Origin of the sequence: Massilia suwonensis (genome assembly GCF_042655665.1) — a bacterium.
Classification (GTDB): Bacteria; Pseudomonadota; Gammaproteobacteria; order Burkholderiales; family Burkholderiaceae_D; genus Telluria; species Telluria suwonensis.
Map to the genome: position 1 here is coordinate 1845255 of NZ_JBHSMR010000013.1, position 14934 is coordinate 1860188.

The window sequence follows — 14934 nt, forward strand, 5'->3', positions numbered from 1 at the left end:
TCCACGCGTTACGTACGTGTCCTGGTAGAAGCGTCGTACGTAGCCAGCAGACTTTGCCCCGCGTGGACTCGGGAGTCCACCCTACGATACACCACAGCCAACAATGCAAACGGGCCGCGTTCCTCTCGGATACGCGGCCCGTTTTCATTTGCTTAACAGGATCAAACCTGCATATTCATAATCTCGTGATACGCCGACACCAGCTTGTTCCTCACCTGCACCGTCGCCTGAAACGCAATGCTCGACTTCTGCATCGCAATCATGGTATCCGACAAACTCACGCTGTCGTCGCCCATCGCAAACCGGTTGCCCAGCTCCTCGGCATGCTTCTGTGAATTGCTGACCTGCTCCAGGGAGTTCTTGAGCGCGTCGGAAAAACTGACCTTCGATGGCCCTTCGTTGACGGGCGCCGCGCCGTTGAGACCACCGATGCCGCCGAGGCTGCCCGGGCCGAGCGAAGGCGCGGCAGGCTTGGTGGCCGCGCTCTTGAGCTGGGCCATCATCGCCTCGATCCGGCTGCTGTCGATTCCGCCTACGTTCATGGGTTCTCCTGTTCTATCTCTTGCGCACTCCACTTACGGGAGCAATGTCAGGCTTACAGCTTACCAGCATGCACGCAAGCAACTTCGTCGAGCAGGAGGGGAAAGCGCCTCTTATTCCCTCATTTGAATGTTGCTCCAAGGCTTCATAATTCGGTCCTGATCTCCTTTCTCCCCTTGGACAAACATGGCCGCGACCGCCGACGAACTGCTCGACACTCCTGCTGCTCCACAACCCTTCCTGAAAACCGCCATGGGCCGCAATGTCCTGATCGGCGGCGGGGTCGCGGCGGTGCTGGCCGTGGTCGTGGCGATCTGGATGTGGAGCAGCACTCCGGATTACCGCGTGCTGTACGCCAACTATAGCGACAAGGACGGCGGCGCCCTCACCGCGGCGCTCGACCAGATGGGCGTCAAGTACAAATTTTCCGAAGGCGGCACCGCCATCCTCGTGCCGGCCGAGCAAGTGCCCGACCTGCGCCTGAAACTGGCCGCGCAAGGCTTGCCGAAGGGCGGCAATGTCGGCTTCGAGCTGATGGAAAACCAGAAGCTGGGCGTCTCCCAGTTCCTGGAGCAAGTCAATTACCAGCGTTCGCTCGAGGGCGAACTGGCCCGTTCGATCCAGTCGCTCGGTTCGGTAGCCGGCGCGCGCGTGCACCTGGCACTGCCGAAACCGTCCGTGTTCGTGCGCGACCAGCAGAAGCCGACCGCCTCGGTCCTGTTGAATTTGCAGTCGGGCCGCGCCCTCGATCCGGGCCAGGTCAGCGCCATCGTGCACCTGGTGGCATCCAGCATTCCTGAACTGACCATCGGCAACGTCACCGTCGTCGACCAGAACGGCAACCTGCTGTCCGAGCAGCCGAAGCAGAATGGCCTCAACAAGCAGCTCGATGCGACCCAGCTGAAGTATGTCGAGACGGTGCAGCAAAACATCATCAAGCAGGTCGAGTCGCTGATCACCCCGATCGTCGGCAAGGGCAATGTGCGCGCCGAAGCGACCGCCGAGATCGATTTCGCCCAGGTCGACACCGCCGCCGAGATGTACAAGCCGAATTCGCCGCCGGAGCCGCAGGCGATCCGCAGCCAGCAGACTTCGGAGCAGACCGGCGCCACCACCGGCCCTGCCAACGGCATCCCGGGCGCGCTGTCGAACCAGCCGCCGGGCGTGGCCACCGCCCCGCTCGACGGTACCGCTCCCGGCGCCGCGCCGACGACCACGACTGGTCCGGCCAGCAAGAACGCAACGACGAACTACGAGCTCGACAAGACGATCCGCTACGAGCAGCGTCCAATGGGCGGCATCAAGCGCCTGACCGTGGGCGTGGTGGTGAACTACCGCCGCTCGGTCGATCCGAACACCGGCAAGATCACCGTGAAGCCGCTGGCGGCGGCCGAAGTGGCCCAGATCAACGAACTCGTAAAACAGGCGATGGGTTACTCGCAGGCCCGCGGCGACACCATGAACGTGGCCAACGCTCCTTTCGACGGCGTCGACCGTCCGGACGAGAATGGTCCCGACTGGTACAAGGATCCGGCCAACCTGCCGCTCGCGATGGAAGTCGGCAAGTACCTGTTGATCGCGGCCGTGATCGCCTTCCTGTACTTCCGCATCCTGCGTCCGCTGCTGCGCCCGGTGGTGCGCAAGTTCGACGAAGCGACCGCCGAGCCGGAAGAGGAAAAGGAAGAAGAAGACGAAGATGCCGTCGTCGACCTCGAAGGCAAGCCGGTGCTGGGACCGGACGGCATGCCGATCGAGGAAGAGGAAGCGCCGCGCGAACGCAGCTACCGCGCCAACCTGGCGATGGCAAAAGAGATGGCGATGAATGATCCACGTATCGTGGCAAACGTAATCAAGGCATGGGTGGGTTCGGAATGAGCGACAAGGATAAAGACGGCGTCACCAAGGCGGCAATCCTGATGCTGGCCATGGGCGAGCAGGAAGCGGCCGAGGTGATGAAATTCCTCGGCCCGCGCGAGGTGCTGAAACTGGGCGCGGCCATGGCCGCCATGAAATCGGTGCAGCACGAGCAGGTGGTCAATGTGCTCGAAGCCTTCCGCGACGAAGCGGACGCCCACTCGACCGTCGGCCTCGATTCGGACGAATACATCCGCGAAGTGCTGACGAAAGCGCTGGGCGACGACAAGGCCGCCGTGCTGCTGAACCGCATCCTGGGCGGCAAGGACGCCTCGGGCATCGAAAGCCTGAAGTGGATGGACGCGCAATCGGTGTCGGAACTGATCCGCAACGAGCACCCGCAGATCATCGCCACCATCCTGGTGCACCTCGAGCGCGACCAGGCCTGCGAGATCCTGAGCCACTTCACGGACCGCCTGCGCAACGACGTCGTGCTGCGTATCGCCACGCTGGACGGCGTGCAGCCGGCTGCCCTGCGCGAACTGAACGACGTGTTGACCAAGCTGCTGTCGGGTAACGAGCACATCAAGAAGTCTTCGCTGGGCGGCGTGCGCACCGCGGCCGAGATCCTGAACTTCATGGCTGGCGAGCAGGAAAGCGCCGTGATGGAGAACATCAAGAACTACGACAACGACATGGCGCAGAAGATCATGGACGAGATGTTCGTGTTCGATAACATCATCGACATCGACGACCGCGGCATCCAGCTGCTGCTGCGCGAAGTGCAGTCGGACATGCTGATCATCGCCCTGAAAGGCGCTTCGCAAGACCTGCGCGAGAAGATCTTCCGTAACATGTCGCAGCGTGCCAGCGAGATGATGCGCGAAGACCTGGAGTCGAAAGGCCCGGTCCGCCTGTCGGAAGTCGAGGCGCAGCAGAAGCAGATTCTGCAAATCGTGCGCCGCTTGTCGGACGAAGGGCAGATCGTGTTGGGTGGCAAGGGCGAAGATTCCTTCGTTTAAGTTTTAAGTTCGGATACCGATGAGCAAAGACACGCAGGGCGCCTTCAAGCGCTGGGAAATGACCTCCTTCGGCGACGAGCGCCCCAGCTCGCTGGCGGCGCGCATCCAGGCCGAGGAACGTGCTGCCGCACAGGCCGCTGCTGCCCAGGCGGCTGCGGCTGCGGCAGCAGCTGCGCCCGTCGTCCCTGCCATGCAATTGCCGACCGCCGCCGAACTGGAAGCCCTGCGCGAAGGCGCGCGTGCCGAAGGCTACGAGGAAGGCCTGCAGGAAGGCCGCGCCGCCGGCCGTGCCGAAGCCTATGAAGCGGGCCGCGCCGAAGTGGCGGCCGAAATGGACAGCCTGCGCGCCATCGCCCAGACCTTCAGCGGCGCCGTCGCCGCGGCCGACGAAACCATCGCCTCCGACGTGCTCGACCTGGCCCTGCACCTGGCGCGCTCGATGGTGCGCACGGCCTTTACGGTCCGTCCTGAACTGATCATCCCGATCGTGCGCGAAGCGATCGACTACCTGCCGGTGCTGCAGCAGCCGGCCATCCTGGCCCTGCACCCGGACGACGTCGAAATCGTGCGCGCCGCCCTCTCCGACGAACTGGATAAAGGCGGCTGGCGCGTCGTCGCCGACCCGCAAGTCGGCCGCGGCGGCTGCAAGGTCGATACCGCCAGCAACCAGATCGACGCCCAGGCCAGCGCCCGCTGGGCACGCCTGGCGCATGCGCTGGGCAAGAACGTCGAGTGGCTCGGCTGATGAGCAGCGCCACGCTCGATCGCCACACGGCGCGCTGGAAGTCTTATCTCTCCGACTGCGATTCGCTGGTCGGTTTCGTCGAGCCGATGCAGGTCTCGGGCCGCGTCACGCGCGTGGCCGGCCTGGTGATGGAATGCGTCGGCCTGCGCCTGGCTGTGGGCAGCGCCTGCACCATTCCACTGCCGAATGGGGCCAAGATCGAAGCGGAAGTCGTCGGCTTCGAAGGCGAGCGCCTGTTCCTGATGCCGCAATCCGACGTTGAAGGCGTGGTGCCCGGTTCGCGCGTGTTCCCGGTGGAGACGCCGGTGCCGCGTCCGGGCACGGTGAATCATCCGCGCCGCCGTCCGAGCGACCGCGCGCGCCACCTGCCGGTTGGCTGGGGCCTGCTGGGCCGCGTGGTCGACGGCGCCGGCCGTCCGCTCGACGGCAAGGGTCCGCTGGACACCACCGACGTCGCGCCGATCAACGCCCGCCCCGTCAACCCGCTCGACCGCGCGCCGATCAAGGACACGCTCGACGTCGGCGTGCGTGCCATCAATTCCATGCTCACCGTCGGCCGCGGCCAGCGCCTGGGTCTGTTCGCCGGTACCGGCGTCGGTAAATCGGTGCTGCTGGGCATGATCGCGCGCTACACGACGGCGGACGTGATCGTCGTCGGCCTGATCGGCGAGCGGGGCCGCGAAGTAAAAGAGTTCATTGAACAGATCCTGGGCGAGGAAGGCATGGCGCGCTCGGCCGTGGTGGCCGCGCCGGCCGACAGCCCGCCCCTGATGCGCCTGCAGGGCGCGGCCTATGCCACCGCAATCGCCGAGCACTTCCGCGACCAGGGCAAGAACGTCATGCTGATCATGGATTCGCTGACCCGCTACGCGATGGCCCAGCGCGAGATCGCCCTGGCCATCGGCGAACCGCCGGCGACCAAGGGCTATCCGCCATCGGTATTCGCGAAATTGCCGGTGCTGGTGGAACGGGCCGGCAACGGCCTGGAGGGCGGCGGCTCGATCACGGCCTTTTATACCGTGCTGTCCGAGGGCGACGACCAGCAGGACCCGATCGCCGATGCCGCGCGCGGTATTCTCGACGGCCACATCGTGCTGAACCGCCACCTGGCCGAGGCCGGCCACTATCCGGCGATCGACATCGAGCAATCGATCAGCCGCGCCATGCACGGCATCACCACGCACGAGCACCAGCTGTCGGCGCGCAAACTGAAGCAGCTGTATTCGCGCTACCAGCGTTCGCGCGACCTGATCAGCGTGGGCGCCTATGCGGCCGGCAGCGATCCGGTGCTGGACCAGGCGATCGCCCTGAACGGCCAGATCGAGGAATTCCTGTGCCAGGAAATCCATGAAAACACCAACATGGGCCAGAGCTTGGGGCAATTGACCTCTCTATTCAGCTGATGGGCTGGATGTTGCCGCAGATATACTCTGATTCACTATGGCAAATCCTTCCGCACTTGAGACCCTGATCGAGCTGGCCCAGCGCGATTCCGACGACGCCGCCAAGCGTCTCGGCGCCGCCCTGAAGGCGGTCGAAGAGGCGGAACAAAAGCTGCAGATGCTGCTGGGCTACCGCGACGATTACGCGAACCGGCTCGACCAGGCACAGATGAACGGGATTACCCCCTTCGCCTACGCCAATTTCGTCGCCTTCGTCGGCAAGCTCGACAACGCGATCAATGGCCAGCAGGAAGTTTTAAAACACGCGAAGTACAAGAGCGAGCTGGAAAAGACGACCTGGCAGGAAAGCGAGCGCAAGCGCCTGTCCTACCGCACCCTGAACGAGCGCGCGGCTGCCGAAGCCCTGCGCATCGAAAACAAGCGCGACCAGAAAATGATGGACGACCACGCGGCGCGTACTGTCCGCAATGCCCGTTGAGATCAATATGACGATGCACACCAACTCCCTCCCGATCAGCCTGAACGCCCCTGCGGCCCCGACGCCGAGCACGCGCGCCAATCCCCTGCCTGCCGGCGACGGTATCGATTTCGGCGCCGCGCTGACGCGCCAGATGGAACAGCGCCAGCTCGAGCAGCGCCAGGCGCTGGTGCAGCCGCAAGCGCCCGCGCCGCAGCAGCCTGCCGCGTCGAAGCCGCAGGCCGCCGCCAAGCCGGCCGCCAACGAAGCGAAACCGGCGGCGCGCGAGGTGGTCAAGCAGGCCGCCAAGGAAACGGCGCATGCCGAAACGACGAAAAAGGCCGAGGGAACGCAGGAGACTGCTCCCGAGGAAAAGACGGCTACTGCCGCCAAGGGCGAGAGTACCGAGGAAGATGCGGCCGCGGCCGACGCCAAGGTGGCCGACTCCGTAGTCGACATGCTGGCCATGGTCGCCAGCTTCAACCAGGTACAGCAGGCTGCGCCGACGCCGGTTGCGCAGGCGCCTGCCGTGCAGGCCGACACCCTGCTCTCGAGCATGAAGGAAGTGCGCGGCGAAGGCGCCGAGCCGCTCGTCAAGCTCAAGGGCGACGCCGGTCTCGCCGCGGTAACCGAAGACACCCAGGGCAAGGCCGAGCCGGGCATCGACCTGCGCGCCCTCGACCTGGGCAAGACGGCCGATGCCGCCAGGCTGCCGGTGGAAGCCGGCGACTTCGCTGCCAAGCTGCGCGACAGCGCGGCGCAGGCCGGCATGAAGGAAGCCGCGCCCGGTCCCGAGGCGCTCAACAGCCTGACGGCCCAGGCCACCGCCCTGCAGACCGCGCAAGCGGCCGGCAGCGCCCCGACCGACCGCCTGAGCGCCCGCGTCGGCACCACGGCCTGGGACAACCAGGTCGGCCAGAAAGTGATCTGGATGGTGGGCGGCGAAGACCAGAGCGCGACCCTGGAACTGAACCCGCCGGACCTCGGCCCGGTGCAGGTGGTGCTGAACGTCTCGAACGACCTCGCCAGCGTGACCTTCTCGGCACAGCAGCTGGAAGTGCGCCAGGCCCTGGAAAACGCCCTGCCGCGCCTGCGTGAAATGATGAGCGAAAGCGGCATCGCGCTGGGCAACGCGACGGTGAATGCCGGCGCCGAAGGACGCCAGGGCCAGGATGGCCAGGGCAGCGGCGCGGGCCGTGGCCGTGGCGGCAATGGCGGTGGCGACAGCGATGTGGCGGAAGTCGCGCCGCGTCCGCGTACCCGTGTGATCGGCGGTGCAGGGGCGGTCGATACCTTCGCGTAAGCAACTAGAAGATTCCGTTTACGGCCGCCGCGTGCGGCCGTTTTTTGTTCGTGTGCCGTTGGCGTGCTGTAGGGTGGGCGCCCCGCAATGAAACCGTCATTGATGCCATTGGCATCAATGACCCCACGCGGGACAACGCACGTTTGCAGGCCGGTGGTTTGAAGTTAAGCGTATCGATATATCAAGCGCTGCACCGCGTGGGCAGAGCCCACCCTACAAAAGCAGATACGCCGAGTTAAACGACCTTCCCCCCTCTTTTCAAAGCTTGCCGCTGCGCACTTTTTCTCGATAATGACATAATCACGCAACCACCATCAGCACCAGAGGCAACTTGAAAGCGAATCCGAAAATGAAGGCTGACCCGAAAGCGGCGGACGCAGCACCAGCGGCAGGCTCGAAGAAAAAGCTCATGATCATGGCGATCGCGGGCGTGCTCGTGCTCGGCGGTGGCGCCGGCGCCGGCTGGTTCTTCCTGCACGGCAGCGGTGACGCCGACGCGGCCCATGCCGAGGAAGCCCCCGCCAAGAAGAAGAAAAAGAAGGACAAGGAGCACGTGAAGGCGGAATATGTCCCGATCGAAGCCTTTACGGTGAACCTGCAGCCCGAGAATGGCGACCAGTATCTGCAAGTGCAGTTTACACTGCAGGTCGAAGGCCCGGAACAGGTCACGCTCATCAAGGACAACATGGCCAAGGTGCGCAGCCGCGTGCTGCTCCTGCTGTCGGGCAAGAAAGCATCGGAAATCAACACGGTGGAAGGCAAGCAGCAGCTCGCGGGCGAGATCAAGGCCGCGGTCCAGGTGCCTTTCGACGAGGGCGGCGACGAGCAGGACGTGTCCGACGTGCTGTTTACCTCGTTTATTATCCAATGAGTATCCAGTAAAGAAACATCATGGCCGATAATTTCCTCTCACAGGAAGAAGTCGATGCCCTCTTAAAAGGGGTCAACGGCGATCAGGACGACGTAGCCGCGCCTGAAGACACCTCGGGAGTCCGCACCTACAACCTGGCGACCCAGGAGCGGATCGTGCGCGGCCGTATGCCGACGCTCGAGATCATCAACGAGCGTTTCGCGCGCCTGCTGCGCATCGGCCTGTTCAACTTCCTGCGCCGTTCCGCCGAGGTCTCGGTGGGCTCGGTGCGCGTGTCGAAGTACAGCGAATTCATCCGCAACCTGGTGGTCCCGACCAACCTGAACCTGATCCACATGAAGCCCCTGCGCGGCACCGCGCTGATGGTCTTCGATCCGGGCCTGGTGTTCCTGCTGGTCGACAACCTGTTCGGCGGCGACGGCCGCTTCCACACCCGCGTCGAGGGCCGCGACTTCACCCAGACCGAGCAGCGCATAATCATGCGCATCCTCGACGTCGTGTTCGAGGCCTATACCAAATCCTGGGAGCCGGTCTACCCGATCGAATTCGAGTACGTGCGCTCGGAGATGAACACACAGTTCGCCAACATCGCGACGCCGAACGAAGTCGTGGTATCGTCCACCTTCACGATCGAGCTCGGTCCGGTGTCGGGCCAGATCCACTTCTGCATGCCGTATTCGATGATCGAGCCGATTCGCGATGCGCTGACCTCGAGCATCCAGGGCGAGGCGCTGGAAGTCGACAAGCGCTGGATCCGCCTGATGACGCAGCAGATCCAGGTGGCCGAAGTCGAACTCGTGGCCGAACTCGGCCATGGCAAGGCGAACTTCGACGAGATCCTCAACATGAAGGTCGGCGACATCATCCCGATCACGGTTCCGGAAGCGATTTCAGCGACGGTGGACGGCGTGCCGGTGATGGAATGTTCCTACGGCGTCTTTAACGGCCAGTACGCGCTGAAGGTCGAGAAATTGCTGGCCAACAGCGACAGCTTCAAGTAATTCAGGAGAAACACCATGTCTGACACCCAAGACGACCAGATCCTCGACGACGACTGGGGCGCCGCGATTGCCGAACAGGCCGCCGCCGAAGCCGCCGCGCTGCAGAAGCAGCAACAGGCCAGCGCCGCCGTGTTCCAGGATTTCGGCACCAAGAATCCGCGTCCGGACACCCCGAACGACATCGACTTCATCCTCGACATCCCGGTGCAATTGACCGTGGAACTGGGCCGCACCAAGATCGCCATCAAGAACCTGCTGCAGCTGGCGCAGGGCTCGGTGGTCGAGCTCGACGGCCTGGCCGGCGAGCCGATGGACGTACTGGTGAACGGCTGCCTGATCGCCCAGGGCGAGGTGGTGGTCGTGAACGACAAGTTCGGCATCCGTCTGACTGATATCATCACGCCTTCGGAACGGATCAGAAAATTGAATAAATGATGCCCACACGCGCCCCCGCCTGCCCTCTTCCCACGTCGTACGAGGCAAAGCCCCAGGTTTCTCCTGCCGGTCATTTGCTCGCACGCATGCGCAAGGGCGGCGCGGGCGCGTTGATCGCATCGGCATTCCTGATGCCGCTGGCCGCCTGCGCGGTCCAGCCGGCCGCGACGAATGCACCGGTGCCAGCGGCTAGCCAGCCGGCAACGCAGGCACCAACTCCAGTTCCAACCCAGGCCGCGACGCCCGCTCCGGCCGCGCGCCAGCAGGACGGCGCCACGGCTGGCCAGCAAGGTGACGCGCCTCAAGCCGCCACCGCACCCCAGCGCACCACGTCCCGTCCGGCCGCCTCGCCGCCAGTTACCCCGAACACTCCGGTCGCCGAGCGCGCCACCACGGTCGGCGAAGTGCCGACCGTCGGCGCCGCAACGCCTACGCCCACTCCCGGCGTCGCGACCATGCCGGGCGCACCGGCCGCCGTACCCGGCACGCCGGCCAATCCCAACACGCCCGTAACCGTCGGCCAGTCTGCCCCCGGCCCCTCGACCGGCACCCTGCTGCAAACCATCCTGGCCCTGGTACTGGTGCTGGCCCTGCTGGCGGGCCTGGCCTGGGCCGCCAAGCGCTACGGGCCGCGCGTGGCCGGCAACTCGGCCAACCTGCGCATGGTCGGGGCGCTGAACATCGGCGGCCGCGAACGCATCATGGTGGTCGAAGTCGGCGACCAGTGGATCGTGGTCGGCGCCTCGCCGGGCCGCGTCAACGCGCTGGCGACCATGCCGAAAGGCGATGCAGCGGCCTCCGCCACCCTGGCCGGCCATGCGCCCTCGGCCAACAGTTTTTCCGATTGGCTGAAACAGACGATAGATAAACGTAATGCGAAATAAGAAACTCCTGCTGGCGGCCGGCATGCTGCTGTTGCCGCTGGCCGTGCTGGCGGCGCCCGGCGTGCCCGCCTTCACCACCAGCCCGGCCCCGGGCGGCGGCACCACCTATACCCTGCCGGTGCAGACGCTGCTCCTGATGACGGCGTTTACTTTCCTGCCGGCCGCGCTGCTGATGATGACCAGCTTTACCCGCATCATCATCGTGCTGTCCCTGCTGCGCCAGGCGATCGGCACGCAAACCGCGCCGCCGAACCAGGTGATGGTCGGCCTGGCCCTGTTCCTGACCCTGTTCGTGATGGGCCCGACCTTCGACAAGATCTATACCCAGGCCTACTTGCCCCTGCAGGAAAACCAGATCCAGATGACCGAAGCCATGAGCCGCGGCGCCCAGCCGCTGAAGGACTTCATGGTCAAGCAGACGCGCCAGTCCGACCTCGCCATGTTCGTCAAGATCTCGCGCACCCCTGCCCTGCAGGGTCCGGAAGACATTCCGCTGCGCGTCCTGATCCCGGCCTTCGTCACGAGCGAACTGAAGACGGCTTTCCAGATCGGCTTCGCGATCTTCATACCGTTCTTGATCATCGACATGGTGGTGGCCTCGGTGCTGATGTCGATGGGTATGATGATGATGTCGCCGGCCGTGATTTCGCTGCCGTTCAAGATGATGCTGTTCGTGCTGGTGGACGGCTGGCAACTGCTGCTGGGCTCGCTGTCCCAGAGCTTCAACTAGGGGCGCCGAGATGACACCGGAAACCGTCATGACGATGGGCCGCACGGCCATGGAAATCACGCTGCTGGTCTCGGCGCCGCTGCTGCTGGTGGCCCTGATCATCGGCCTGGTCGTAAGCATTTTCCAGGCTGCGACCCAGATCAACGAAGCGACCCTGTCCTTCATTCCGAAACTGGTCGGCATCTTCGTCGCCCTGGTGGTGGCCGGGCCGTGGATGCTGTCGGTCATGCTCGACTATATGCGGCAAGTGTTTACCGGCATTCCGAACATGGTCAGCTAAGCGGTTCACAGGCTGTACTGACGCCGTTGTGCTGACTCTTACTTCCATCGAGATCAACGCCTGGATCGCCGGGCTGCTGTGGCCGCTCACGCGCATCCTCGGCCTGGTCGCGTCCGCCCCGCTGTTCGGCCACGCCAGCGTGCCGAACCAGGTCAAGGTGCTGCTCGGCGTGCTGCTGGCCCTGATCATCGCGCCCACCGTCCCCGCCGTGCCGGCCATCGATCCGATGTCCTATGCCGGCCTGCTGATCCTGGTGCAGGAACTCCTGATCGGCCTGGCGATGGGTTTCGCGATGCGCCTGGTGTTCGCCGCGATCGAATACGCAGGCGAACTGGCCAGCAACGTCATGGGCTTCAGCTTCGCCTCCTTCTTCGATCCCACCACCCAGGGCCGCTCGGCCGCGATCAGCCAGTTCCTGTCGATGGTGGCGACCATGGCCTTCCTGGCCGTGAACGCCCATCTGGTACTGCTGGCGGCGCTGTCGGAAAGTTTCACCAGCCTGCCGATCTCGAGCACGCCGATCTCGCTGGCGGCGCCGCTGGAACTGGCCCGCCTGGGCAGCCGCATTTTCTCGGCCGGCCTGCAGCTGTCGCTGCCGATCATCGCCGCCCTCCTCATCACCAACGTCGCGCTCGGCATCCTGACGCGCGCCGCGCCGCAGCTGAACATCTTCGGCATCGGCTTCCCGATCACGCTGGGCGTCGGCATGCTGACCCTGAGCGTCGCGCTACCCTACCTGAATACGCCGATCCAGAACCTGTTCAACGAAGGCATCGAAGCCGGCCGCCGCATTCCCCGCGCGGCCGCCGAGCGGGTGCCTGCCGCACTGCCGCCGCAGCCCGTCGCACCGATCCCGCAATAGTCCCCGAACGGAACAGGAAGCACATTCCCGCGTTCCAACTCTCCGAAGCGAATCGCGCTCGCTCATGTTCGCGTACTGGACTATCATGAATCGTGCCCGCCGGATTTGCCACTCATACAAATCCCGCCAAGCAAGCGCAGGAGAAAGTGTTGAATCTTTCACCGTTACCACTCGCCGTCTTTGTCGTCGATGCCGACGGCACCATCACGAGCTGGAACAAGGCCTGCGAAAAACTCGCGGGCTGTACGGCTGCGGACATCCAGGGCCAGCGTCTCGACCAGATCATCGATTTCGACGACATCGGCGAACCGCCGATGTCGATCGCGAAGCGGTCCGAGCTCGATTCCACCGGCTACCTGCGCGGCGCCGGCGGACGGCGCCTGCCGGTGCGGGTGACGGTCGCGCCCCAGGCGCTCGATCCCGAGCAGCCCGACACCTACAGCGTCATCGTGATCCCGCGCGCCGGGCTGGTCGCGCCGCGCTACGCGCTGATCCAGGACTTGCCGGTGGGCGACATCATCGAGGGCTTGCCCTGCGTTTTCTACGTCATCGACCAGAGCGGCCACTTGCTGCTGTGGAACCGCCTGTTGGAAGAAACGCTCGAAATGTCGAGCGAGGAATTGCCGACCACCGACGTCCAGTATTTCTTCGATGAAAAGGACCGGGCCGAGATCGTCAGCAAGATCATGGAAGCCTTCGAGAACGGTCACTCCTCGCATGAGGCTGAACTGATCGGCAGGCACGGCAAGCGCACCAGCCTGCTCTTTCACTGCGCCCGCACCAGCGTCGGCGACCTGCCCTGCATCTTCGGCACCGGCCTCGACATCACCGACCGCAAGCAGACCGAGCTCGGCCTGCGGGTGCGCGAACGCGCCATCTATTCCAGCGTCAACGCGATCGTGATCACCTGCTGCGAAAACAATGACAACATCATCGAGTACGTGAATCCCGCATTCGAACAGATCACCGGATACACGCTCGCCGAGATCAAGGGCCGCAATCCGCGTTTCATGCGCATCGAGGGCTGCGACGTCGAGGAGCACCGGCGCATCAACGAGGCCATCAGGAAAAAGGAAAGCGTGCAGGTCATCCTGCGCAATGCGCGCAAGAACGGCGAAGTGTTCTGGAACGACCTGCGCATCGATCCGGTCAGCAACATCGACGGCGAAGTCACCCATTTCGTCGGCGTCATCAACGACGTCACCGAGGCGCGCCACTACGAGCGCCGCCTGCACCACCTGGCCCACCACGACCCGCTGACGGGCCTGGCCAACCGCACCCTGCTGCAGGACGAGCTGAAATTCTCGATCGACTTCGCCGTGCGCAATGGCGTGCTGGGCGCGCTGGCCTTCCTCGACCTCGACAATTTCAAGCACATCAACGACAACTTCGGCCACGATGCCGGCGACGTGGTGCTGCGCGACACGGCGACCCGGCTCAAGGAAAGCGTGCGCGACAACGACACGGTGGCGCGCGTGGGCGGCGACGAGTTCGTGCTGGTGATCAACAACCAGCCGGGCGACGAACAGCTGGCCGACCTGATCGAACGCATCCGCCAGCGCGTGAACGCCCCGATCCGGGTCGCCGGGCGCGACATCCTGCCCAGCACCAGCATCGGCGTCAGCCGCTTCCCGGTCGATGGCGACACGGTCGACCGCGTGATGCGCGCGGCCGACGCCGCGATGTACCACGCCAAGACCCTGGGCAAGAACAACTGCCAATTCTATTCAATCGAGCTGAACCAGGCGGTGCACGAGCACCTGATGCTGGAAGCGAGCCTGTCGCGCGCCATCGGCAACCGCGAAATGGTACTCGACTACCAGCCGAAGGTGGACCTGCGCACCGGCAAGGTCGTGGGCGCGGAAGCCCTGGTACGCTGGAAGCATCCGGAAAACGGCATCGTGCCGCCCGACAAATTCATTCCCGTGGCCGAGGAAACCGGCCTCATCGTGCCGCTGGGCGAATGGGTGATCATCGAGGCCTGCGGCGCCCTCAAGGCGCTCGCCAAACTCGGCATCCACGACTTCGTGATCTCGGTGAATTTATCGGCGCGCCAGCTGCGCCAGCGCCAGTTCGCCGCCCACCTGGCGCGCACCCTGAAACGCCAGGGAGTCGATCCGCGCAACCTGGAACTGGAAGTGACGGAAAGCCAGCTGATGGACCATCCGGAAGAGGCGATGGAAGCGCTGGCCGAACTCAAGGCCCTGGGCCTGCGCCTGTCGATCGACGACTTCGGCACCGGCTACTCGAGCCTCTCGTACCTGCAGAAATTCCCGGTCGACTTCATCAAGATCGACCGCTCCTTCCTCGGCGAAGTCGCGCACGACAGCCACGCCGTGATCACGCGCGCCATCATCGCCCTGGGCCACAACCTCAAGCTGAAGGTGATTGCCGAAGGCGTGGAGACGCAAGAGCAGCTGGCTTTCCTGCGCGAGCACGATTGCGACCAGATGCAGGGCTATTATTTCAGCCCGGCCCTGTCGCAGCGTTCGCTCGAGGAAATGGTCTGCAGCGACGCGCGGCTGCCTAGCTAAGCTGTCAAAGAGC

The 14934-nt window shown here is 64.5% G+C and carries 15 protein-coding genes; 14 read left to right on the forward strand and 1 reads right to left on the reverse strand.

Going from position 1 to position 14934, the window contains the following annotated elements:
* Positions 1-161: 161 nt before the first annotated feature.
* Positions 162-542, reverse strand: coding sequence for a flagellar hook-basal body complex protein FliE (gene fliE, locus ACFPQ5_RS16385; RefSeq protein WP_379757899.1), 381 nt, complete (start codon positions 540-542; stop codon positions 162-164).
* 184 nt (positions 543-726) lie between these two features.
* Here fliE and fliF point away from each other — a divergent pair, with 184 nt between their 5' ends.
* The 14 genes from fliF (at position 727) to ACFPQ5_RS16455 (ending at position 14921) form a co-directional block, all read left to right on the forward strand.
* Entirely contained in the window at positions 727-2415 is a 1689-nt protein-coding gene (gene fliF, locus ACFPQ5_RS16390; RefSeq protein WP_379757902.1) for a flagellar basal-body MS-ring/collar protein FliF, read from the forward strand.
* Positions 2412-3416, forward strand: a complete 1005-nt coding sequence (gene fliG / locus ACFPQ5_RS16395) for a flagellar motor switch protein FliG (RefSeq protein ID WP_379757904.1) — start codon at positions 2412-2414, stop codon at positions 3414-3416. The genes fliF and fliG overlap by 4 nt, the downstream gene beginning before the upstream one ends.
* Positions 3417-3435: 19 nt before the next feature.
* On the forward strand, positions 3436-4161 hold the full coding sequence (fliH, locus tag ACFPQ5_RS16400; RefSeq protein ID WP_379757907.1) for a flagellar assembly protein FliH: 726 nt from the start codon (positions 3436-3438) through the stop codon (positions 4159-4161).
* On the forward strand, positions 4161-5564 hold the full coding sequence (gene fliI / locus ACFPQ5_RS16405) for a flagellar protein export ATPase FliI (RefSeq protein ID WP_379757910.1): 1404 nt from the start codon (positions 4161-4163) through the stop codon (positions 5562-5564). The genes fliH and fliI overlap by 1 nt, the downstream gene beginning before the upstream one ends.
* 37 nt (positions 5565-5601) lie before the next feature.
* The gene (gene fliJ, locus ACFPQ5_RS16410) at positions 5602-6042 is read left to right on the forward strand and encodes a flagellar export protein FliJ (protein ID WP_136223336.1); all 441 of its coding nucleotides are present in this window, start codon (positions 5602-5604) and stop codon (positions 6040-6042) included.
* Positions 6043-6049: 7 nt separating this feature from the next.
* On the forward strand, positions 6050-7324 hold the full coding sequence (locus ACFPQ5_RS16415) for a flagellar hook-length control protein FliK (protein ID WP_379757913.1): 1275 nt from the start codon (positions 6050-6052) through the stop codon (positions 7322-7324).
* Between the two features lie 349 nt (positions 7325-7673).
* Positions 7674-8195, forward strand: coding sequence for a flagellar basal body-associated protein FliL (gene fliL / locus ACFPQ5_RS16420; RefSeq protein ID WP_379760139.1), 522 nt, complete (start codon positions 7674-7676; stop codon positions 8193-8195).
* 20 nt (positions 8196-8215) lie between these two features.
* Positions 8216-9196 (forward strand): flagellar motor switch protein FliM, encoded by a 981-nt coding sequence (gene fliM / locus ACFPQ5_RS16425; RefSeq protein ID WP_379757916.1) that lies wholly within the window; start codon positions 8216-8218, stop codon positions 9194-9196.
* A gap of 15 nt (positions 9197-9211) precedes the next feature.
* Positions 9212-9631: a flagellar motor switch protein FliN gene (gene fliN / locus ACFPQ5_RS16430; protein ID WP_379757919.1), complete on the forward strand. Its 420-nt coding sequence runs from the start codon at positions 9212-9214 to the stop codon at positions 9629-9631.
* A 74-nt stretch (positions 9632-9705) separates the two neighbouring features.
* Complete coding sequence (fliO, locus tag ACFPQ5_RS16435; protein ID WP_379757922.1) at positions 9706-10515, forward strand: flagellar biosynthetic protein FliO; 810 nt, start codon at positions 9706-9708, stop codon at positions 10513-10515.
* Complete coding sequence (fliP, locus tag ACFPQ5_RS16440; protein ID WP_379757925.1) at positions 10505-11245, forward strand: flagellar type III secretion system pore protein FliP; 741 nt, start codon at positions 10505-10507, stop codon at positions 11243-11245. Before fliO ends, fliP begins: the two co-directional genes overlap by 11 nt.
* Positions 11246-11255: 10 nt before the next feature.
* Complete coding sequence (fliQ, locus tag ACFPQ5_RS16445; protein WP_379757927.1) at positions 11256-11525, forward strand: flagellar biosynthesis protein FliQ; 270 nt, start codon at positions 11256-11258, stop codon at positions 11523-11525.
* Positions 11526-11553: 28 nt separating this feature from the next.
* Positions 11554-12387, forward strand: a complete 834-nt coding sequence (fliR, locus tag ACFPQ5_RS16450) for a flagellar biosynthetic protein FliR (RefSeq protein ID WP_379757930.1) — start codon at positions 11554-11556, stop codon at positions 12385-12387.
* 149 nt (positions 12388-12536) lie between these two features.
* A complete protein-coding gene (locus ACFPQ5_RS16455; RefSeq protein ID WP_379757933.1) occupies positions 12537-14921 on the forward strand; it encodes a sensor domain-containing protein in 2385 nt (794 codons plus the stop codon).
* Positions 14922-14934: the final 13 nt, after the last annotated feature.

Bases quoted from the DNA above. Each gene is read 5' to 3' on its own strand.
- fliE (WP_379757899.1), bottom strand. From the start codon at position 542: ATGAACGTAGGCGGAATCGACAGCAGCCGGATCGAGGCGATGATGGCC.
- fliF (WP_379757902.1), top strand. From the start codon at position 727: ATGGCCGCGACCGCCGACGAACTGCTCGACACTCCTGCTGCTCCACAA.
- fliG (WP_379757904.1), top strand. From the start codon at position 2,412: ATGAGCGACAAGGATAAAGACGGCGTCACCAAGGCGGCAATCCTGATG.
- fliH (WP_379757907.1), top strand. From the start codon at position 3,436: ATGAGCAAAGACACGCAGGGCGCCTTCAAGCGCTGGGAAATGACCTCC.
- fliI (WP_379757910.1), top strand. From the start codon at position 4,161: ATGAGCAGCGCCACGCTCGATCGCCACACGGCGCGCTGGAAGTCTTAT.
- fliJ (WP_136223336.1), top strand. From the start codon at position 5,602: ATGGCAAATCCTTCCGCACTTGAGACCCTGATCGAGCTGGCCCAGCGC.
- ACFPQ5_RS16415 (WP_379757913.1), top strand. From the start codon at position 6,050: ATGACGATGCACACCAACTCCCTCCCGATCAGCCTGAACGCCCCTGCG.
- fliL (WP_379760139.1), top strand. From the start codon at position 7,674: ATGAAGGCTGACCCGAAAGCGGCGGACGCAGCACCAGCGGCAGGCTCG.
- fliM (WP_379757916.1), top strand. From the start codon at position 8,216: ATGGCCGATAATTTCCTCTCACAGGAAGAAGTCGATGCCCTCTTAAAA.
- fliN (WP_379757919.1), top strand. From the start codon at position 9,212: ATGTCTGACACCCAAGACGACCAGATCCTCGACGACGACTGGGGCGCC.
- fliP (WP_379757925.1), top strand. From the start codon at position 10,505: ATGCGAAATAAGAAACTCCTGCTGGCGGCCGGCATGCTGCTGTTGCCG.
- fliQ (WP_379757927.1), top strand. From the start codon at position 11,256: ATGACACCGGAAACCGTCATGACGATGGGCCGCACGGCCATGGAAATC.